Origin of the sequence: Klebsiella terrigena, from assembly GCF_006539725.1 — a bacterium.
GTDB lineage: Bacteria > Pseudomonadota > Gammaproteobacteria > Enterobacterales > Enterobacteriaceae > Klebsiella > Klebsiella terrigena.
On the sequence record NZ_BJNO01000021.1, the window covers coordinates 1 to 21,147 of the forward strand.

Here is a 21,147-nt window from a genome sequence, read left to right on the forward strand (position 1 = left end):
AAAGCATGGGGTTTTTTTGTTGTCTGCGGTTCAGGAAAAGCGCCCGGATGCCGCCCGGATCGGGGGCCGCGCACAGCGCGATCCCTGACCCTTTAGCCGCTAAAACGCCGAAAAATCCCTCTCTCTTCCGCCCTGCAGCGGTGAAACGTAGCGTCAAAATGCTGCTTTATCCCGCCATATAGCACCCTGTTGTCAGCCGTTGCCCGCTTTTTGCCGACTTGCGCGGCGCAGCGCTATATTCATGATGCTTCCTGCCGATTAATCGCTGTATTCTGTCCCATGTGTGGTTGAAACTTTCTCACCTTCCGCTTGCAGACTCGACATTTTGCTTATTCCTGGTTATTGTTAGCTGTCTGGATGTCTAAACGTTTATACGTATGCTATGAGGTAATAAAGTTATGCCTATTCGGGTGCAGGACGAGCTACCGGCCGTCAATTTCTTGCGTAGTGAGAACGTCTTTGTGATGACGGCAACGCGCGCAACGACCCAGGAAATTCGCCCGCTGAAGGTGCTTATTCTCAACCTGATGCCGAAGAAAATCGAGACCGAAAACCAGTTCCTGCGGCTGCTATCAAACTCTCCGCTCCAGCTTGATATCCAGCTGCTGCGCATCGACGCGCGTGAGTCTCGCAACACGCCAACCGAGCACCTGAACAACTTCTACTGCAATTTTGAGGACATCTGCGACCAGAACTTTGATGGCCTGATCGTCACCGGCGCGCCGCTGGGGCTGGTCGAATTCAACGACGTGGCCTACTGGCCGCAGATTAAGCAGGTGCTGGAGTGGGCAAAGGATCACGTCACCTCCACGCTTTTTGTCTGTTGGGCCGTACAGGCCGCGCTCAATATCCTTTATGGCATCCCCAAGCAAACCCGCACTGAAAAAATCTCCGGCGTCTTTGAACACCATATTTTGCATCCGCATGCGCTGCTGACCCGAGGTTTCGACGATACTTTCCTCGCGCCGCACTCGCGCTATGCCGATTTTCCGGCCGCACTGATCCGCGACTATACCGATTTAGAGATCCTGGCAGAAACCGAAGAGGGCGATGCCTATCTGTTTGCCAGCAAAGATAAGCGCATTGCCTTCGTCACCGGACATCCGGAATACGATGCCAATACCCTGGCGGGGGAGTTTTTCCGCGATGTGGAAGCGGGGCTCAGTCCGGAAGTACCGACCAATTATTTCCCGCATGATGACCCACAAAACACACCGCGGGCCAGCTGGAGAAGTCACGGAAACCTGCTGTTTGCCAACTGGCTGAACTACTATGTCTACCAAATCACGCCATACGATCTGCGGCATATGAATCCGACTCTGGATTAATCCTCCAGCCAACGCGATCCTAAAGCGTTTCAGCATTTTGCCTCTGGCACCTTCGGGTGCCTTTTTTGTTTCCGAAATTCAATTCATGTACGAAATAAACTTTAATTTTAATGTTATCAATATGTTGCATTGATATTAAAATTAAAATGGAAATTGTTTTTGATTTTGGAAAAATAATGCGTAGTCTTAATTGTGTTGAGCGAAAACCAGACAACGATCTTTCACTCGCGCCAACTGGATCAACCAAGAGGAGCTGCACAATGACGCAACAGGCGACAATCACTGACGAACTGGCCTTCGGCCAGCCCTATGGCGAGCAGGAAAAGCAGGTCTTAACGCCCGAGGCGGTGGAGTTCCTGGCGGAACTGGTGAGCCGCTTTACGCCTGAGCGCAATAAACTGCTGGCGGCCCGTATCCAGCAGCAGCAGGATATCGACGACGGGAAGCTACCTGACTTCATTTCGGAAACGGCTTCCATTCGTAATGGTGACTGGACGATTCGCGGTATTCCGGCCGATTTACAGGATCGCCGGGTGGAGATTACCGGCCCCGTTGAACGCAAGATGGTGATTAACGCCCTGAATGCCAACGTGAAAGTATTTATGGCTGACTTTGAGGATTCGCTGGCGCCTGACTGGAACAAAGTTATCGACGGTCAGATTAACCTGCGCGATGCGGTCAACGGCACCATCAGCTATACCAACGAAGCGGGGAAAATCTACCAGCTGAAGCCCGATCCTGCGGTGCTGGTTTGTCGGGTGCGTGGCCTGCATCTGCCGGAAAAACACGTGACCTGGCGCGGGGAGTCGATTCCCGGCAGCCTGTTCGATTTCGCGCTCTACTTCTTCCATAACCACCAGGCCCTGCTGGCGAAAGGAAGCGGCCCCTATTTCTATCTGCCGAAGACCCAGGCCTGGCAGGAAGCGGCCTGGTGGAGCGAAGTCTTCAGCTACACCGAAGATCGCTTTGAACTGCCGCGCGGCACCATCAAGGCGACGCTGCTGATTGAAACGCTGCCGGCGGTGTTCCAGATGGATGAGATTCTCCACGCGCTGCGTGACCATATCGTTGGCCTGAACTGCGGACGTTGGGACTACATTTTCAGCTATATCAAAACGTTAAAAAACCATGCTGACCGTGTTTTACCCGACCGCCAGGTGGTGACGATGGACAAGCCGTTCCTCAACGCCTATTCACGCCTGCTGATTAAAACCTGCCACAAGCGCGGCGCGTTTGCGATGGGCGGCATGGCGGCCTTTATTCCCAGTAAAGACGCTGAACGCAACCGCCAGGTACTCGGCAAAGTTACCGCCGACAAAGAGCTGGAAGCTAAAAACGGCCATGACGGCACCTGGATTGCCCACCCGGGCCTTGCGGATACGGCGATGGAGGTTTTCAACCGCGTGCTGGGCGAAAGGACCAATCAGCTGGGCGTCAGCCGGGACCAGGATGCGCCGATTACCGCCGAACAGCTGCTGGCCCCCTGCGCCGGGGAGCGTACCGAAGCCGGGATGCGCGCCAATATTCGCGTGGCGGTGCAGTACATCGAAGCCTGGATCTCCGGCAACGGCTGCGTACCGATTTATGGCCTGATGGAAGATGCGGCGACGGCCGAAATCTCGCGCACCTCTATCTGGCAATGGATCCACCATCAGAAGACGCTTAGCGACGGGACGCCGGTGACCAAAGCGCTGTTCCGCCAGTGGCTTGGCGAAGAGCTGATGGTTATTCAGGAGGAGCTGGGCGAGCACCGCTACAGCAGCGGCCGCTTTGACGATGCCGCGCGGCTGATGGAACAAATCACCACCTCAGATGAACTGATTGATTTCTTAACGTTGCCTGGCTACCGCCTGTTGGCGTAATTCACCCACTCGTGACCCTATGGAGCATCTGCACATGAAAACTCGTACCCAGCAAATCGAAGAATTAAACAAAGAGTGGACACAGCCGCGTTGGGAAGGCATCACCCGCCCGTATAGCGCAGAAGAAGTGGTGAAATTACGCGGTTCGGTCAACCCGGAATGTACCCTGGCGCAGCTTGGCGCGGCCAAAATGTGGCGGCTGCTGCACGGCGGCTCGAAAAAGGGCTATATCAACAGCCTTGGCGCGCTGACCGGCGGGCAGGCGCTGCAGCAGGCGAAGGCGGGGATCGAGGCGATTTATCTCTCCGGCTGGCAGGTCGCGGCGGATGCCAACCTGGCTTCCAGCATGTATCCGGATCAATCGCTGTACCCGGCGAACTCGGTGCCGGCGGTGGTCGATCGGATCAACAACACCTTCCGTCGCGCCGATCAGATCCAGTGGTCTACCGGTATTGAATCCGACGATCCGCGCTATACCGACTATTTCCTGCCGATCGTGGCGGATGCTGAAGCCGGCTTCGGCGGCGTGCTGAATGCGTTTGAGCTGATGAAATCGATGATTGAGGCCGGTGCAGCGGCGGTTCACTTTGAAGATCAGCTCGCATCGGTGAAAAAATGCGGCCATATGGGCGGCAAGGTGCTGGTTCCGACGCAGGAGGCTATCCAGAAACTGGTGGCCGCTCGCCTGGCGGCCGACGTCATGGGCGTACCGACGCTGGTCATCGCCCGTACTGACGCCGATGCTGCGGATCTGATCACCTCTGACTGCGATCCGTACGATCGCGAGTTTATTACCGGCGATCGCACCAATGAAGGTTTTTTCCGCACCCATGCCGGCATTGAGCAGGCGATTAGCCGCGGCCTGGCCTATGCGCCGTACGCTGACCTCGTGTGGTGCGAAACGTCTAAGCCGGATCTTGAGCAGGCTAAGCGCTTTGCGGATGCTATTCACGCCCGCTTCCCGGGCAAGCTGCTGGCCTACAACTGCTCGCCGTCGTTTAACTGGAAGAAAAACCTCGATGACGCGACCATCGCTCGCTTCCAGCAGGCGCTCTCCGACATGGGCTACAAATATCAGTTCATTACCCTGGCGGGTATCCACAGCATGTGGTTCAACATGTTCGACCTCGCCCGCTCCTATGCGCAGGGTGAAGGGATGAAGCACTACGTTGAGAAGGTGCAGCAGCCGGAGTTTGCCGCCGCAGCGGAGGGATACACCTTCGTTTCCCACCAGCAGGAGGTGGGCACCGGCTACTTCGATAAGGTGACCACCATTATCCAGGGCGGCGCTTCCTCAGTCACCGCGCTGACAGGTTCAACGGAAGAAGAGCAGTTCTGACTGTTTTCCCCCTCTCCCTGCCGGGGAGAGGGCTGGGTGAGGGGGAAGGTATGACGCGTGGCCTGGAACTACTGATTGCACAGACTATTTTGCAGGGCTTTGACGCCCAGTATGGCCGTTTTCTTGAAGTGACCTCGGGCGCGCAGCAGCGCTTTGAGCACGCCGACTGGCACGCGGTACAGCAGGCGATGAAGCAGCGTATTCACCTCTACGACCATCACGTCGGTCTGGTGGTTGAGCAGCTGCGCTGCATTACTGACGGCAAAAGTACCGACGCCGATTTTTTACTGCGGGTGAAAGAGCACTACACCCGTTTGCTACCGGACTACCCTCGCTTCGAAATTGCGGAGAGCTTCTTCAATTCCGTCTATTGCCGGTTGTTTGACCACCGCTCGCTGACTCCCGAGCGGCTTTTTATTTTCAGCTCGCAGCCGGAGCGCAGCTTCCGCTCAATTCCCCGTCCGCTGGCGAAAACGTTTTTCCCCGAGCGCGGCTGGGAAACGCTATTAAGCAAGGTACTCTCCGATCTGCCCCTGCGGCTGGCGTGGCAAAACAAGGCGCGGGATATCGGCTATATCACGGCCAGCCTGGTAGAGGCACTCGGCAGCGAGATGCTCTCCCGCTCTCATCTGCAAATAGCCAACGAACTTTTTTATCGCAATAAGGCGGCCTGGCTGGTAGGCAAACTGGTGACGCCGGTGGCAACGCTGCCCTTTTTGCTGCCCGTCCATCGCAGCGATGAAGGCGAGCTGTTTATTGATGCCTGTCTAACCACCCACGCAGAGGCGAGCATCGTCTTTGGCTTTGCGCGCTCCTATTTTATGGTTTACGCCCCGCTGCCCGGTGCGCTGGTCGAGTGGCTGCGCGAGATCCTGCCGGGGAAAACCACCGCCGAGCTGTACATGGCGATTGGCTGCCAGAAGCACGCAAAAACGGAAAGCTACCGTGAATACCTGCACTATATTGCCCGCAGCGACGAGCAGTTTATCGAGGCGCCCGGCATCCGCGGCATGGTGATGCTGGTCTTTACTCTGCCGGGCTTCGACCGGGTATTTAAGATCATCAAGGACCGTTTTGCGCCGCAAAAGGAGATGACCGCCGCCCACGTCCGCGCCTGCTATCAGCTGGTTAAAGAGCACGACCGCGTCGGGCGAATGGCCGATACCCAGGAGTTTGAAAACTTCGTGCTGGATAAGCGGCAAATCGCACCGCAGCTGATGGCGCTGCTGCAGTCGGAAGCCGGGGCTAAAATTACCGACCTCGGGGATCGGATTGCCATCAGCCATCTCTATATCGAGCGGCGGATGGTGCCGTTGAATATCTGGCTGGAGCAGGTCGACGGCCAGGCGCTGCGCGATGCGGTCGAGGAGTACGGCAACGCTATTCGCCAACTGGCCGCCGCCAATATTTTCCCCGGCGACATGCTGTTCAAAAACTTCGGCGTGACCCGCCATGGCCGGGTGGTGTTCTACGATTACGATGAGATTTGCTACATGACGGAGGTTAATTTCCGCGAGATCCCGCCGCCGCGCTATCCGGAAGATGAGCTGGCGAGCGAGCCGTGGTACAGCGTGTCGCCGGGGGACGTTTTCCCGGAAGAGTTCCGCCACTGGCTCTGCGCGGACCCGCGTATCGGGCCGCTGCTCGAGGAGATGCACGCCGATCTGCTGCGGGCCGACTACTGGCGCGAGCTGCAGACGCGCATCCGCAACGGCCACGTGGAGGATGTCTACGCCTACCGCCGTCGCCAGCGTTTTTGCGTGCGTTACGGCGCGATGCAGCAGGCGGGCTAAGCGAAAAGCCGATGCGAGCCGCGGGGTCGCGGCTCAGGACGATAGCGCATCGGCGACGTCGATCAGCGCGAACTCTTCGTAAACCAGCTCCATCTCCGGTGACCAGCTCCCTTCACGTTCGAAGAAGGCCCGGTGAGCCTGCTGCCAGTAGCCCAGGCTCAAATCGCCTTCACCCTCCAGCGCGGCAAGATCCGCGGTCATCTCATTAAAGCGAATAATTCTGAGCGCCAGGGTGCGGATGACGCACGCCGGCTCGCCCGCGCCGTTGAGCACGATGTGCAACGAGCCCGGAGTGACCGGCGGATTTTCCTGCCGATAGCTGGCAAGCGAGCCGCAGGTGCCGCGCTTTTTCCCGGCGATAACCAGCGCCACCAGCTCGTCGGCCAGCGCGGGGGAGTCGCCAAATGACCAGCAGAAGGCGCCGGGATAGCGCTGCTGCCAGAGGGCCTGCAGATCGCTCATCTTAGCGCACCCCACCGTAGGCCAGGGTCACCTCTTTGGCGGCCTTAATTGCCAGCGCGCCGAGCTCGGTGACGCGATCGTCGGTCATCCGCGAGATAGGCCCGGAGATGGAGATCGCGGCAAACGGCTCGCGGTGTTCGTCATAGATGCAGGACGCGACGCAGCGCAGGCCCAGGGCATGCTCTTCGTCGTCGAACGAATAGCCGCGCTTGCGCGTCTGGGCCAGGTCCTCTTTCAGATGCAGCGGCGATACCAGGGTGGCGTGAGTGTAGGCGTGCAGGCCTTTGCGGTGCAGAAGGCCGGTGACCTGCTCTTCGCTTAGCTGCGACAGGAAGGCTTTACCCGCTCCGGAGGCGTGCATCGGCAGCTTGCCGCCAATCGGCGCCGACATGCGCATCAGCTGCGTACACTGCACCTGGTCGATGATAATCGCCTGGTGGTCGCCCTGATCCAGCACCGCCAGGTTGACCGTTTCGCCGGAGTCCTCCATCAGCTGGCGCAGAATGGGGTGCACGATGGCCAGCAGGTTGCGGCTTTGCAGAAAGCTGCTGCCGACCACAAAGGCGTGGGCGCCGACGGACCAGTGCCCGAGATCGCCCACCTGGCGCACGAAGCCCAGCTGCTGCATGGTTGTCAGCAGGCGGTGGGTTGTCGAGTTCGGCAGGCCGGCCTGCTGCGCCAGCTCGGTTAACGCGACGCTGCCGTGCGATTCAGAAATCCATTCGAGTAATTTTAGCCCACGGGTAAGCGACTGAACTTGCCCGCTGGCCTGAGGGGCGGCGGGAGTCGCGGGTTTTCTGCCGCGCTTTGCGGGAACGGGAGTGGCCATCGCAGATTCCTTTTTTCTGTATCGTGGAAATAGTTTTCGTTTTATTTGCCCATTTTGCAATCACAACCCGACTGATCGGATGAGTGAAGCTGAACATGTCTCATATTGCCCGCCGCTCTCTTTCCCGCCCCTGTGGTTTATGCCAGTATGGACGGACACTTCATCCTTCAAACTGCTTCTGCGTTGGCTGCTCTGACTCATCCCCGGTTACCTGCTTGTCTAAGCGCCTGGGGCTGGCTTGCCGCCCTGACCCAGCTTGAATGATTTTGTGTATTTCTGGGGTCTGGTTGAGCGTTGTCGGGAGCGAGTGTGAGCAGCAAAGTTGAGCAACTGCATCAGCAGTTAAAAAAACGTATTTTGGTTCTGGATGGGGGCATGGGCACCATGATCCAGGGCTATCGTCTGAGTGAAGAAGAGTTCCGCGGCGCGCGCTTTGCCGACTGGCCTTGCGACCTGAAAGGCAATAACGACCTGCTGGTGCTCAGCAAGCCGGACGTGATCCGCGCCATTCACGACGCCTATTTCGAGGCCGGCGCGGACATCATTGAGACCAACACCTTTAACTCGACGACTATCGCGATGGCGGATTACCAGATGGAATCCCTGTCGGCGGAAATCAACTTTGTCGCGGCACAGCTGGCGCGCGCCAGCGCCGACGAGTGGACCGCCCGCACGCCGGAAAAGCCGCGCTACGTCGCGGGGGTCCTCGGGCCGACTAACCGCACCGCCTCCATCTCTCCTGACGTCAACGACCCGGCCTACCGCAACATCACCTTCGACGGGCTGGTGGAAGCCTACCGTGAGTCAACGAAGGCGCTGGTGGAAGGGGGCGTCGACCTGATTATGATTGAGACGGTATTCGACACCCTGAACGCCAAAGCGGCAATCTTTGCGGTCAAAGAGGAGCTTGAGGCGCTGGGCGTCGATCTGCCGATCATGATTTCCGGCACCATCACCGATGCCTCCGGCCGTACGCTCTCCGGGCAGACCACCGAAGCCTTTTATAACTCGCTGCGCCACGCCGATGCGCTCACCTTCGGCCTCAACTGCGCGCTGGGCCCGGACGAGCTGCGCCAGTACGTGCAGGAGCTCTCGCGCATCGCCGAATGCTACGTTACCGCGCACCCCAATGCGGGCCTGCCGAACGCCTTTGGTGAATACGATCTGGATGCCGATACCATGGCCGCGCAAATTCGCGAATGGGCTGAATCCGGGTTCCTGAATATCGTCGGCGGCTGCTGCGGCACCACGCCGGAGCATATCGCGGCCATGTCGCGCGCCGTTGCCGGACTGGCGCCGCGCGCGCTGCCGGAAATCCCGGTGGCCTGCCGCCTTGCCGGCCTCGAGCCGCTGAATATCGGCGACGACAGCCTGTTTGTTAACGTCGGCGAACGGACCAACGTGACCGGCTCTGCGAAGTTCAAGCGACTGATTAAAGAAGAAAAATATAATGAAGCGCTGGACGTTGCCCGCCAGCAGGTCGAGAGCGGCGCGCAGATTATCGATATCAACATGGATGAGGGGATGCTCGACGCAGAGGCGGCGATGGTGCGTTTCCTCAACCTGATTGCCGGTGAGCCCGATATTGCCCGCGTGCCGATCATGATCGACTCCTCAAAGTGGGAAGTCATCGAAAAAGGCCTGAAGTGCATCCAGGGCAAAGGCATCGTCAACTCTATCTCGATGAAAGAGGGGATCGAGCCGTTTATCCATCACGCTAAAAAAGTGCGCCGCTACGGTGCCGCCGTGGTGGTGATGGCCTTCGACGAGCAGGGCCAGGCCGATACGCGGGCGCGCAAAATCGAGATTTGCCGCCGGGCGTACAAAATTCTGACCGAAGAGGTGGGCTTCCCGCCGGAAGATATTATCTTCGACCCCAATATCTTCGCAGTGGCGACCGGCATTGAAGAGCACAACAACTATGCGCAGGACTTTATCGGCGCCTGTGAAGATATCAAACGCGAGCTGCCGCATGCGCTGATTTCCGGCGGCGTCTCCAACGTCTCGTTCTCCTTCCGCGGCAACGATCCGGTCCGCGAGGCGATTCACGCCGTCTTCCTGTACTACGCCATTCGTAACGGCATGGACATGGGGATTGTGAACGCCGGGCAGCTGGCGATTTATGACGACCTGCCCGCCGAGCTGCGCGATGCCGTCGAAGACGTGATCCTCAACCGTCACGCCGAGGGCACCGATCGCCTGCTGGAGCTGGCGGAAAAATATCGCGGCAGCAAAACGGACGACTCCGCCAACGCCCAGCAGGCGGAATGGCGCAGCTGGGACGTTAAAAAGCGTCTTGAATACTCGCTGGTGAAAGGGATCACCGAATTTATCGAGCTGGACACCGAAGAGGCGCGTCAGCAGTCGACCCGCCCCATCGAGGTGATTGAAGGCCCGCTGATGGACGGCATGAACGTGGTGGGCGACCTGTTCGGCGAGGGCAAAATGTTCCTCCCGCAGGTGGTGAAATCGGCCCGCGTGATGAAGCAGGCGGTGGCCTACCTCGAGCCCTATATTGAAGCCAGTAAAGAGAAGGGTTCCAGCAACGGCAAGATGGTGATCGCCACCGTCAAAGGCGACGTGCACGATATCGGTAAAAACATCGTCGGCGTGGTGCTGCAGTGTAATAACTACGAAATCATCGATCTTGGCGTGATGGTTCCGGCAGAAAAAATCCTCCGAACCGCGCGCGAGGTCAACGCCGACCTGATTGGCCTCTCCGGGCTGATTACCCCGTCGCTGGATGAAATGGTCAACGTCGCAAAAGAGATGGAGCGCCAGGGCTTTACCCTGCCGCTGCTGATTGGCGGCGCGACCACCTCCAAAGCGCATACGGCGGTAAAAATCGAGCAGAACTACAGCGGCCCGACGGTCTACGTGCAGAACGCCTCGCGTACCGTTGGCGTCGTGGCGGCGCTGCTTTCCGATACCCAGCGCGATGACTTCGTTGCCCGGACGCGCAAAGAGTACGAAACCGTGCGTATCCAGCATGCGCGCAAGAAGCCGCGCACTCCGCCGGTCACCCTGGAGGCCGCCCGGGATAACGACCTGGCGTTTGACTGGGAGAGCTACACGCCGCCGGTGGCCCATCGCCTCGGCGTGCAGGAGGTCGAAGCCAGCATCGAAACGCTGCGTAACTATATCGACTGGACGCCGTTCTTTATGACCTGGTCGCTGGCCGGGAAATACCCGCGCATCCTCGAGGACGAAGTGGTCGGCGAAGAGGCGCAGCGGCTGTTTAAAGATGCCAACGACCTGCTGGATAAGCTGAGCGCCGAGAAGTCGTTGAACCCGCGTGGGGTGGTGGGATTATTCCCGGCTAACCGCGTGGGCGACGACATCGAAATCTACCGTGACGAGACGCGCACCCATGTTCTGACCGTCAGCCATCACCTGCGCCAGCAGACCGAGAAGGTCGGATTTGCCAACTACTGCCTCGCCGATTTTGTCGCGCCGAAGCTGAGCGGCAAGGCCGACTATCTTGGCGCGTTCGCGGTGACCGGCGGGCTGGAGGAGGACGCGCTGGCCGAGGCCTTTGACGCTCAGCACGATGATTACAATAAAATCATGGTCAAAGCGATCGCCGACCGTCTGGCCGAAGCGTTTGCGGAATATCTGCATGAGCGGGTGCGTAAGGTTTACTGGGGCTATGCCGCGAACGAGAACCTGAGCAACGAGGAGCTGATCCGCGAGAACTATCAGGGGATTCGTCCGGCGCCGGGCTATCCGGCCTGCCCGGAGCATACCGAAAAAGCCGTGATCTGGGAGCTGCTGGACGTGGAGGCGCATACCGGCATGAAGCTGACCGAATCGTTCGCCATGTGGCCGGGCGCCTCGGTCTCCGGCTGGTACTTCAGCCATCCGGACAGCAAGTACTACGCGGTGGCGCAGATCCAGCGCGATCAGGTTGAGGATTACGCGCTGCGCAAAGGAATGACCCCTGGCGAAGTTGAGCGCTGGCTGGCACCGAACCTGGGCTACGACGCGGACTAGCCTGCGGCCTGTCGCAAATCGGTTATCTTCACTTACAACTTAGCGGGCGCCCAAAAGGCGCCCTGTCTCTTTATTGCGGCTAAACCCTTATACTGGAGTATTGATTCAGGGCAATCTGCACTGACCGGGATTGCTCTGGGCGATGTAGCCCGGCTAAGCGTAGCGCCGCCGGGGGAATTCCCGACGGGGCTATCCGCATTTATCCGTCGGGTAATAAGGAGAACAAGAATCCGTGTTAACTCTGCTGCACCTGCTTTCTGCCGTCGCCCTGCTGGTTTGGGGCACCCATATCGTTCGTACCGGCGTGATGCGCGTCTATGGCGCACGCCTGCGTTCCGTTCTCAGCAGTAGCGTCGAGAAAAAACCGCTCGCCTTCTGCGCCGGTATTGGCGTTACGGCTCTGGTCCAGAGCAGCAACGCTACCACCATGCTGGTTACCTCGTTTGTCGCCCAGGACCTGGTCGCGCTGGCCCCGGCGCTGGTGATTGTGCTGGGCGCCGACGTGGGGACCGCGCTGATGGCGAGGGTGCTGACCTTCGACCTCTCCTGGCTCTCACCGCTGCTGATATTTATCGGCGTGATTTTCTTCCTTGGCCGCAAGCAGACCCGCGCGGGCCAGCTGGGGCGGGTCGGTATCGGGCTGGGGCTGATTTTACTGGCGCTGGAGCTGATCGTGCAGGCGGTGCATCCCATCACCCAGGCCAACGGCGTGCAGGTGATATTCGCGTCGCTGACCGGCGATATCATGCTGGATGCGCTGATTGGCGCCATGTTCGCGATAGTGAGCTACTCCAGCCTCGCGGCGGTGCTGCTAACCGCCACGCTCACCTCCACCGGCGTGATTTCGTTCCCGGTCGCGCTGTGCCTGGTTATCGGCGCGAACCTCGGTTCCGGGATCCTGGCGATGATCAACAACAGCGCCGCCAACGCCGCCGCGCGCCGCGTCGCGCTGGGCAGCCTGCTGTTTAAGCTGGTGGGCAGCCTGATTATTCTGCCGTTTGTCCACCTGCTGGCGGATGCGATGCACAAGCTGCCTTTGCCGGAAGCGGAGCTGGTGATTTACTTCCACGTCTTCTACAACCTGATCCGCTGCGTGGCGATGGTGCCGTTCGCCGAGCCGATGGCCCGGCTCTGCAGGCGTCTGATTCAGGAAGAGCCTGAGCAGGACCTGCACCTGAAACCGAAGCATCTGGATACCTCGGCGCTGGATACGCCGGCGCTGGCGCTGGCCAACGCCGCTCGCGAGACGCTGCGCATTGGCGACGCCATGGAGCAGATGCTGGACGGCCTGCGCAAGGTGATGCACGGCGAGCCGCGGGAGGAGAAGGGGCTGCGCAGAATGGCGGACGATATCAACGTGCTTTATACCGCCATCAAGCTCTATCTGGCGCGGATGCCGAAAGATGAGCTCGCCGAAGAGGAGTCTCGCCGCTGGGCGGAGATTATCGAAATGGCGCTCAACCTCGAGCAGGCTTCCGATATCGTCGAGAGAATGGGCAGCGAAATTGCCGATAAATCGCTGGCCGCGCGGCGGGCCTTCTCCGTTGAAGGGTTGAAGGAGCTCGACGGCCTGTACGATCAGCTGCTGAGCAACCTCCAGCTGGCGATGTCGGTCTTCTTCTCCGGCGACGTCCCGAGCGCCCGGCGCCTGCGCCGCAACAAGCACCGTTTCCGCATCATGAACCGCCGCTACGCGCACGCGCACGTCGATCGCCTGCACCAGCAGAACGTGCAGAGCATTGAAACCAGCTCCCTGCATCTGGGGCTGCTGGGCGATATGAAGCGTCTCAACTCGCTGTTCTGTTCGGTCGCCTACAGCGTGATGGAGCAGCCGGACGAAGATGACGAGCGGGATGATTATTAAGCGCTAAGGCCGCTGCCGGCCGCAGCGCCTCAGGGAAACCCCGCAGGCGCTGCGTTAACCGGGCCTGCGACTCTCCCCGGCGGGGAGAGGAGGAAGGTGGTTAAAATCGGTGGCCGGCGGCGACAGGAACCGCTTCTTTTCCAGCAGTAAACACCAGCGTTGGGTTCGGGCCGCCGAGGGTGGCGTGTCCCTGCGCGACCTGAATCCAGTTTCCTTCCGGTAAACCGATAATCACCAGCTCCGGCGCCACCACCAGCAGCTCGCGGATCCGCTGCTCGCGGGTTTCGCCTTTATGTCCTTCCGGCAGGGCGTTGGTGAAGTGGGGGTTAATCTGCAGCGGGAACAGCCCCAGGGCGTCAAACCCCTGCGGGTCAACGATCGGCATATCGTTAGTGGTGCGGATGGTCGGGCAGGCGAGATTGGCGCCGGCGCTCCAGCCGATATACAGCGCGCCGCGCCTGACCACGTCAACGATTGGCGCCAGCAGGCCGCGCGTGCGGCACTCTTTGAGCAGCTGGAAGGTATTACCGCCGCCGACGATGACCACGTCGGCGGTCTCAATCGCCGCGACGGGATCCGCGACGCTGTGAATGCCCGTGACGCTCACGCCCAGAGGAGCAAAGACCGCGGCGGTTTTTGCCGTGTAATCATCCCAGGTCTGCGTGACGCCGGCGAAAGGGATAAACACCGCCGAACGGCGGCCGTTCAGCTGCCCGGAAATGACCGGCAGCGCGTGTTCCAGCCATGCCTTGCCGGGCAGGGTCGAGTTACTCAGTAGCAGTAGTTCCATCTTTTCTCCGTGATAACCACCGTCATTCAGGCCGTTTGCGCGGTGGCGGAGCCGCAAAACGCGCCGCTGCGCCTGAACGTCTATGGTCTGGTCATAATGACAAAGTCGGCTGGCGATCCTACCACTGCTTGCCCCTGCGCTCGCTGACGTGGCTCACGATGTTGTCAGGTTGCGGCACGCCACGCTGCCGCAACCTGCGCATTACGACCCGGGCGTTTAGCCCGCGCGGGCAAACGCCGCCGCTTCGTTAACCAGCGCCTCGTCCGGGCGCACGCCGGTGTACAGCGCAAACTGCTCTACCGCCTGCAGGGCAATCACCTCCGCGCCGCTGATGGTGCGTTTATCCAGCCGCTGCGCCAGGCGGATCAGCGGCGTCTCCGGCGGCAGGGCCACCACGTCGAACACCACGTCGGCACCCTCAACCATGGCCTGGCTGAAGGCCAGCGTCCCGGCGTACTCTCCGCCCGCCATGCCGAGAGGGGTGACGTTGACCAGGATAGCCGCCGCGATCCCCTCAGGCTGCGGCTGCCACTGGAAGCCGTACTGTTTTGCCAGCGCCAGGCCGCTATCGCGATTGCGGGCGGCGATAATGACATCGCGGAAGCCAGCGTCGCGAAACGCGGCGATGACCGCCTTCGCCATGCCGCCGCTGCCCTGAATCATCACCTTCGCCGTGGGCGCCAGACTGTGGCTGTCGATCAGGCTTTTCACCGCGATATAGTCGGTGTTGAGGCCGGTCAGCCTGCCGCTATCGTTGACGATGGTATTGACTGAATCAATCACCTTTGCAGAAGGGTCGATAGCGTCGAGAAACGGCATACAGCTCTCTTTGAACGGCATGGATATCGCGCAGCCGCGAATGCCCAACGCCCGAACGCCTTGTACCGCTGCCGCAATATCCTGCGTCGTAAAGGCTTTGTAGATGTAGTTTAGCTCCAGCTTTTCATAGAGATAGTTATGAAAACGGGTACCGAAGTTGCCCGGGCGGCTGGCCAGCGACATGCAGAGCTGAGTGTCGCGATTAATCATGGGTAATCTCCTCCGCGTGGGCCAGCAGATACTGCTCGGCTTCGCCGGACCAGATCCCGTGATGGCGCGCCATAATTGCCGCCAGCGCCGGATCGGCAATGCTGCCCAGCGGCGTCAGCGGGATCGATTTTCCGGTATAAACCAGCTTCTTGCCGCCGCCGACGGCCGGTAAATCGAGGGTGGTTTCGCCCGCAGCGTTGAGCCCAAGAATATGGGTTACCACCTTCGCCGCCTGCACCTTTTTCTCCTGCATCAGCGCCACGGCGGCGCGCATATCGTCAGTGTTGCCCCCGGAGGTGCCGACGTAGTGGGTAAAGGCGTAGTGGACGTCGTAAAAGTTAACCGGCGCGCTAAACTGTTTATCCTGCGGGCCGGCGAAGAAGTTCAGGCAGCCGTCGGCGGCCAGCAGCGAAGAGGCAAGGGTAATCAGCTCCTCTTTCGGCACGAAAACGAAAATATCGTCAAACCCGTGGCCGCCGGTCAGCGCCATCAGCGTCTCCCGGCTGGCGTCATGGCCGTCGAGGTAGTGGATCAGGGTTTGCGGCTCTGAAGGATAGTGCCGACGGGCGTAGCTCAGCTTGGGCTTATTGGTGTCGGTGACCACCAGCAGAGAGGGGTTGATCGGGCCATGCAGGGCATAGTCAATGGCCAGCAGGCCCATCGGGCCGGTGCCGCCGAGGATCAGCGTGCGCCCCTGCGGCCGGATGCCCATCGTATGGTTATAGGTGCCTTCCTGCAGGTGATAGTTGGCGTTGAAGGCGCCAATAACGCAGGAGAGCGGCTCAACCAGCGAGCCTTCAAACCAGGTATCGCCCTCCCAGGGGAGCAGGCAGTCCTGGGTCATCACCTCGTCGGGGATCACCACGTGGGTGGCTTCGCCGCCGATCCACGGGAACGAGTAGCCGGGACAATCCGGGCGATCCGGCAACTGCAGGTTGGCCTGAATCACGTAGCGCTGGCCGGGGTGGAATTTGTGCTGCCACTTTTTGCCGACCGCGAGGATTTCGCCGCAAAACTCATGCCCGATGACAATCGGATTGAGCGCAACGTCGTCCGGGACCTTTTTGTGATCCTCACCCTGATTGGCCTCTTTCCATGAGGAGAGGCACAGGCTGTCGGTGACTACCCGAGCGAGAATTTCATCATCCCCCATCGCCGGGAGTTCGAAAGTTTCCAGGCGCAGATCGCGTTTGCCATACAGACGTAGAGCCGTAGTTTTCATGTTTACCACCTCATCCCCTTACTCTTGCGGGGTTAGTTTATTGAAGCCGCCCCGACGGCAGCGCCGGGGCGAAAGATCAGGACAGGAAGCCCAGCGCGTTACCGATAATCCCGAGGCCGAACAGGGCGAAAATGAGCCAGACCGGGTTCACCTTCTTATTGAGCAGGCGCACCATCAGCAGCGTCAGCCCCAGGGCCAGCAGGCCAGGGCAAAGCTGGTCGAGGATGTTCTGCACGGTCATGGTGACGGTGGCGCCGTCAGCGCCCGGAGTTTGGGAGACCACCAGCGGTACGTTGATGGTGGTCCACTTCGTCACCAGCACGCCCATCACAAACAGGCCGAGGATTGAGGCGCCTTCGGTGAGTTTTTGCAGCAGGTTGCCGCCCATATCGTTGACGATATTGACCCCTTTGCGAAAGCCAAGCTGCAGCCCGTACCACTTCATGGCCAGACGTACCGCGTTGAAAATAAAGAAGAACAGTAGCGGGCCAAGAATATTTCCGGAGAGCGCCAGCGAGGCGCCGAGCGCGGCGGTAATCGGGCGCAGGGTTCCCCACACCAGCGGGTCGCCGACCCCCGCCAGCGGCCCCATCAGCCCGACCTTGATGCCGTTAATCGCGCCGTCGTCAATCGCCGCGCCGTTGGCGCGCGCCTCTTCCATCGCGGCGGTGACGCCCAGCACCGGGCCGCAAACCGCGGGGGTGGTATTGAAGAACACCAGGTGGCGCTTGAGGGCCGCAACCTGATCCTCCTTCAGCGGGTAGAGGCGCTTGATCGCCGGGATCATGTCGTAGCAAAATCCCAGGCCATGAATACGTTCGAAGTTAAAAGAGGCCTGCTGCAGGTTGGAGCGCAGAAACATGCTAACCAGGTCGCCTTGCGTGAGTTTTTTCTGTTCCATGGTCGGCTCCATTAGTCGTCAAGTTGGTCAAGGGCGGTGGAAGAGGCGGCGCTCGCCTGGGGTTCAGGCTTGCGCCACTGCGGATTGAGCTGGATATAGATCAGCGCGATGATGACCCCCACGCCGCCGAAGGCCAGCAGGCTAAAGTTGAGGTAGCCGCCGGCAAGAAAACCAAGGAAAAAGAAGGGCATCAGATACTTCACGCCCATCATGCGCAGGACCATGGCGTAGCCGACCACGACGATGAAACCGCCGGCAATTTGCAGGCCGCGGGTCACGAATTCCGGGATCGCATTCAGCATGCTGCTGACCATATCGGCGCTGACGAACAGCGACACCACCAGCGCCGGGATGGCGACGCGCAGTGCCTGCACGCCGAGCGCCGAGACGTGCAGCAGATCGATGGTGCGAAAGCGGGCCTCTTCGGCGGCTTTATCCGCCGCGTGCTGGAAGACCACCGTGATGGTGCGAGCAAAGACGGTCAGCACCTGTCCGGCTGCGGCAACCGGCAGAGCGATGGCGATACCGGTCGCGATGCTTTGCTGGCCGACGATGACTAAAATGGCCGAAATGATGCTGGCCAGGGCTGAATCCGGAGACTGCGCCGCGCCGACGTTCATCCAGCCGAGGGCAATCAGCTCCAGCGTGCCGCCGAGCATAATTCCGGTTTTTAAATCACCGAGAATCAGCCCAATCACCGTACAGGCAATTAACGGGCGGTGGGTCTGGAATTCATCCAGCACGCTGCCCATTCCGGCAATACAGGAAAAAATAAATATGGCTATTATTTGTAGGGTACTAATTTCCATAATTATAACCTTTAAAGTGTAGGGAACCCTGCCTGTTACGGCACATATACCAGTCACGTGGTTATTTATGCTGACGGCGAGGTATTTATTTTCGCCGCAATGCCTGCACCCGGACGGATAGTAAACAGGCGTTCTTTATTCTGTAACGGACTGCTGAGCGAGCTTGTCGAGAATATTAATGGATGGATCGGAGGCCACCACGCGTAAATCCAGAATAACGCCAAGCTGGTCCAGCTGGCGAAATGCGTCAATATCCGTTTGATCTAATGAAACGGCTTTGGTGAGCTGTTTCTTGCCCGGTCGCCAGGCCATGCCGCCTATATTTAGCGTGGCTATTTTGACCCCCTGCTGCACCATCGTTAAAACGTCTTGCGGATTAGTAAATAAATAAAAAACGGATTCATTTTGATATTGCGGATTATGATAAACGGCAACCGCTTTTTCGAGATTTACGACGTTGACTTTCATCCCCGGCGGCGCGGCCTGGCGGAGCAGGGTCCGGCGCACTTCATCGTTATAAACATCGTCGTTGCAGATAATAATGCGCTGAGCGTTGGCCACTTTGGACCAGACGGTGGTCACCTGGCCGTGGATCAGCCGGTCATCGATGCGGGCGAGCGTGATGTTCATCAGAAATCCTCCTCAACGGTTTGCGGGAGCCGCCAGACCACGCAGCACTGGCTGGCAATCGCGGTCAAATGGTCGCACAGGGCGTCGGCGGTCATGGCCTGCTGGTTATCCACCAGCTCCAGCGCCAGCGGCAAAGAGAGGCCGCTGATCACCCGCAGCTGCGGGTTTTTCATCGCCAGCCCTGCGGCGGCATTCCACGGGCTGCCGCACTGTAAATCGACGGCAATCAGCCACTCATCATTGCTGTGAGTACTTACTAACTCTTCCAGCTTAGCGGCGATATCGCCGGCATTTTCTCCCGGGACAAACTCCACCGCGCTGACGTTGACGTCGCCATAGACCATACGAACGGAGTCCAGCATGGCGCAGGCAAGCTGGCCGTGAGCGCAGAAAATAGCGTTGACCATAGGATCTCCTTAACCGCGGGTTTTACCGCCAGCGATGTTAGTGGTTACTCCGGTTATATAGCTCGCACGCTCTGACAGCAGGTAGCAAACGTAGTCCGCAACCTCGCTCAGGCGCCCGGAGCGGCCGATGGGAATGGCGTTTTTGCTATAGCCCTCGCGCAGCTGTTCAACGCTGATGCCGCGGGTCCACGCCAGCGCTTCTTCATACTCCGGCGTGCGCAGCCCGGTTTTTTCCAGAATGCCCGGCGCGACGCCCACCACGCGGATACCGTGTTTGCCCAGCTCCTTCGACCATGAGCGGGTGAAGCTATTCAGCGCCGCCTTGGTGGCCGCATAGCAGCTCTGGCCCTCCGAGCCTTCCAGCCCGCTTTCTGACGAGACGTTAACGATCGCCCCTTCGCGCTGTTTCACCATCTGCCGGGCGACCGCCTGGGACATTAAAAAGACGCCTTTTTGGTTAATGTTGACCATTTTCTCAAAGGCCGCTTCGTTCAGCTCATAGCGGCCGGCGGGCGCCTTTTCATCAACTAACAGGCGGGGAAAATTAACCCCGGCGTTATTTACCAGGCCGTCAATACGTCCGCAGCGCTGAATAATTTGCTCGACGCTGTGGTTCACCTCGTCGGCGCGGGAAATATCGGTGGGCCAGAACCTATAGTTCTCACCGTTACGATATTTATCGCCGCCGTGAATATCCGTCATTTGCACATTGGCGCCTTGCTCAATTAATTCATCGACGATGGCCAGGCCGATTCCGGAGGCGCCGCCGGTGACAATAACTATTTTATCTTTAAGGTTTAGCCATGTTTTCATTATCGTCTTCTCGTTATTTAGATAAAGGGATTCCGCGCAGCGCGAGCTGCGGGAATGAATATTCTTATTTTATTTCAGTAATAGCTCAGCCGTTTCCCGGTTAGTGACCAGACAATTAATATATCCGCCGTTCAGGGCGCCGAGGATCCCGCTATATTTTTCTTCGCCAATGGCGATGCCCACCGAATAGCGTGCGTGCTTGAGCCTGGCGATATCAATAGAGAGCGTTTTTTCGTTCATATTAGTTTCAACGATGCCGCCGTTAATATCGTAAAAGCGCGAGCAAATATCGCCGGCGACGTGGCGGGCGTTGAGATCGTCGCTCTCTTCGCTGCCGTAAAACGCGTGCCAGTTCGCGCCGTCGCGGATCGCCGGTGAGCCGATCCCGACCAGCGCAACATCCAGATTGTCCCAGTAGGATGAGATGGTCTGAAAATGCCTGGACTGCATGATGCCGTTGCGGATCAGGGGATTTTCCAGCAGCGCCGGGAAGTCGGCGAGGTGCGACTCGGCCTTCAGCTTCGCCGCCGCGCTATAGGTCAGAGTATTGACGTGGTAGCGGCTCTCCAGCTTACCGGAGGGGCCGCCGATAATCGGCACGCAGATCGCCTGACGCGACTGGCTGGCCTGCGGCAGGGTTTCGACCAGCGCCCGCACCGCGCGTCCCCAGGAGAAGCCGATGATATCGCCGGGCTCCAGCAGCCGATCGACCAGCTGAGCGCCGTGCTGCCCGATGGTATTGAGCTGATCCTCCTCCTGCGCCGAGCTGCAGGAAGCCACCACTGCTTCTTTGAGGGAAAATTTTTGCTTCAGCTGCTGCTCCAGCCACAGGTTCTCGTTGTAGTCATAGTTGATGGCGATAGTGACGATGCCCTGCTCGCGGCCGCGTTTTAGCAGACGGCTGATCGTGGTGCGGTAAATACCCAGCTCGCGGGCGATCTGTGCCTGGGTCAGGTCCTGCTCGTAGTAGAGCTGGGCAATTTTCACGATTAAGCGGATATCGTCGCTATTTTCGGTGGTCATCTGCGGGCTCCTGCACATTTGTGCAAATCACGTTGTTGCTGCCTTGATCTGAT

The 21,147-nt window shown here is 59.2% G+C and carries 17 protein-coding genes; 6 read left to right on the plus strand and 11 right to left on the minus strand.

Going from position 1 to position 21,147, the window contains the following annotated elements; all coding sequences use genetic code 11:
• Nucleotides 1–398 precede the first annotated feature (398 nt).
• The 4 genes from metA to aceK all read left to right on the plus strand — a co-directional run bounded on the left by metA (nt 399) and on the right by aceK (nt 6,322).
• The gene (metA, locus tag RTE01_RS20115) at nt 399–1,328 is read left to right on the plus strand and encodes a homoserine O-acetyltransferase MetA (RefSeq protein ID WP_041143560.1); all 930 of its coding nucleotides are present in this window, start codon (nt 399–401) and stop codon (nt 1,326–1,328) included.
• Nucleotides 1,329–1,588: 260 nt separating this feature from the next.
• A complete protein-coding gene (gene aceB, locus RTE01_RS20120; protein ID WP_141335297.1) occupies nt 1,589–3,190 on the plus strand; it encodes a malate synthase A in 1,602 nt (533 codons plus the stop codon).
• Nucleotides 3,191–3,224: 34 nt separating this feature from the next.
• On the plus strand, nt 3,225–4,529 hold the full coding sequence (gene aceA / locus RTE01_RS20125; RefSeq protein WP_041143562.1) for an isocitrate lyase: 1,305 nt from the start codon (nt 3,225–3,227) through the stop codon (nt 4,527–4,529).
• 50 nt (nt 4,530–4,579) lie between these two features.
• Entirely contained in the window at nt 4,580–6,322 is a 1,743-nt protein-coding gene (aceK, locus tag RTE01_RS20130; RefSeq protein ID WP_041143563.1) for a bifunctional isocitrate dehydrogenase kinase/phosphatase, read from the plus strand.
• Between the two features lie 33 nt (nt 6,323–6,355).
• Here aceK and RTE01_RS20135 read toward each other — a convergent pair whose 3' ends face one another.
• Both RTE01_RS20135 and iclR read right to left on the minus strand, forming a co-directional pair.
• Nucleotides 6,356–6,784, minus strand: a complete 429-nt coding sequence (locus RTE01_RS20135) for an ASCH domain-containing protein (protein WP_076947883.1) — start codon at nt 6,782–6,784, stop codon at nt 6,356–6,358.
• Nucleotide 6,785: 1 nt separating this feature from the next.
• Complete coding sequence (gene iclR / locus RTE01_RS20140) at nt 6,786–7,613, minus strand: glyoxylate bypass operon transcriptional repressor IclR (protein WP_041143565.1); 828 nt, start codon at nt 7,611–7,613, stop codon at nt 6,786–6,788.
• A gap of 309 nt (nt 7,614–7,922) precedes the next feature.
• On the opposite strand from iclR, the gene metH reads away from it, so the two are divergent.
• Both metH and RTE01_RS20150 read left to right on the plus strand, forming a co-directional pair.
• On the plus strand, nt 7,923–11,606 hold the full coding sequence (metH, locus tag RTE01_RS20145) for a methionine synthase (RefSeq protein WP_041143566.1): 3,684 nt from the start codon (nt 7,923–7,925) through the stop codon (nt 11,604–11,606).
• Nucleotides 11,607–11,838: 232 nt separating this feature from the next.
• On the plus strand, nt 11,839–13,470 hold the full coding sequence (locus RTE01_RS20150) for a Na/Pi cotransporter family protein (protein WP_041143567.1): 1,632 nt from the start codon (nt 11,839–11,841) through the stop codon (nt 13,468–13,470).
• A 100-nt stretch (nt 13,471–13,570) separates the two neighbouring features.
• Here the strand turns inward: RTE01_RS20150 and pepE are convergent, their stop codons facing one another.
• The 9 genes from pepE to RTE01_RS20195 form a co-directional block, all read right to left on the minus strand.
• Complete coding sequence (gene pepE, locus RTE01_RS20155) at nt 13,571–14,260, minus strand: dipeptidase PepE (protein WP_041143568.1); 690 nt, start codon at nt 14,258–14,260, stop codon at nt 13,571–13,573.
• A 216-nt stretch (nt 14,261–14,476) separates the two neighbouring features.
• A complete protein-coding gene (locus tag RTE01_RS20160) occupies nt 14,477–15,289 on the minus strand; it encodes a shikimate 5-dehydrogenase (protein WP_134525117.1) in 813 nt (270 codons plus the stop codon).
• On the minus strand, nt 15,282–16,511 hold the full coding sequence (gene sorE / locus RTE01_RS20165) for an L-sorbose 1-phosphate reductase (protein WP_141335301.1): 1,230 nt from the start codon (nt 16,509–16,511) through the stop codon (nt 15,282–15,284). The genes RTE01_RS20160 and sorE overlap by 8 nt, the downstream gene beginning before the upstream one ends.
• Nucleotides 16,512–16,587: 76 nt before the next feature.
• Nucleotides 16,588–17,412: a PTS system mannose/fructose/sorbose family transporter subunit IID gene (locus tag RTE01_RS20170; RefSeq protein WP_141335303.1), complete on the minus strand. Its 825-nt coding sequence runs from the start codon at nt 17,410–17,412 to the stop codon at nt 16,588–16,590.
• A gap of 11 nt (nt 17,413–17,423) precedes the next feature.
• Nucleotides 17,424–18,221 (minus strand): PTS mannose/fructose/sorbose transporter subunit IIC, encoded by a 798-nt coding sequence (locus RTE01_RS20175; RefSeq protein ID WP_041143572.1) that lies wholly within the window; start codon nt 18,219–18,221, stop codon nt 17,424–17,426.
• Between the two features lie 135 nt (nt 18,222–18,356).
• A complete protein-coding gene (locus RTE01_RS20180) occupies nt 18,357–18,851 on the minus strand; it encodes a PTS system mannose/fructose/N-acetylgalactosamine-transporter subunit IIB (RefSeq protein ID WP_041143573.1) in 495 nt (164 codons plus the stop codon).
• The gene (locus tag RTE01_RS20185; RefSeq protein WP_041143574.1) at nt 18,851–19,258 is read right to left on the minus strand and encodes a mannose/fructose/sorbose PTS transporter subunit IIA; all 408 of its coding nucleotides are present in this window, start codon (nt 19,256–19,258) and stop codon (nt 18,851–18,853) included. Before RTE01_RS20185 ends, RTE01_RS20180 begins: the two co-directional genes overlap by 1 nt.
• A gap of 9 nt (nt 19,259–19,267) precedes the next feature.
• Nucleotides 19,268–20,071, minus strand: coding sequence for an SDR family oxidoreductase (locus RTE01_RS20190; protein ID WP_041143575.1), 804 nt, complete (start codon nt 20,069–20,071; stop codon nt 19,268–19,270).
• 69 nt (nt 20,072–20,140) lie between these two features.
• A complete protein-coding gene (locus tag RTE01_RS20195) occupies nt 20,141–21,094 on the minus strand; it encodes a sugar-binding transcriptional regulator (RefSeq protein ID WP_134525118.1) in 954 nt (317 codons plus the stop codon).
• Nucleotides 21,095–21,147: the final 53 nt, after the last annotated feature.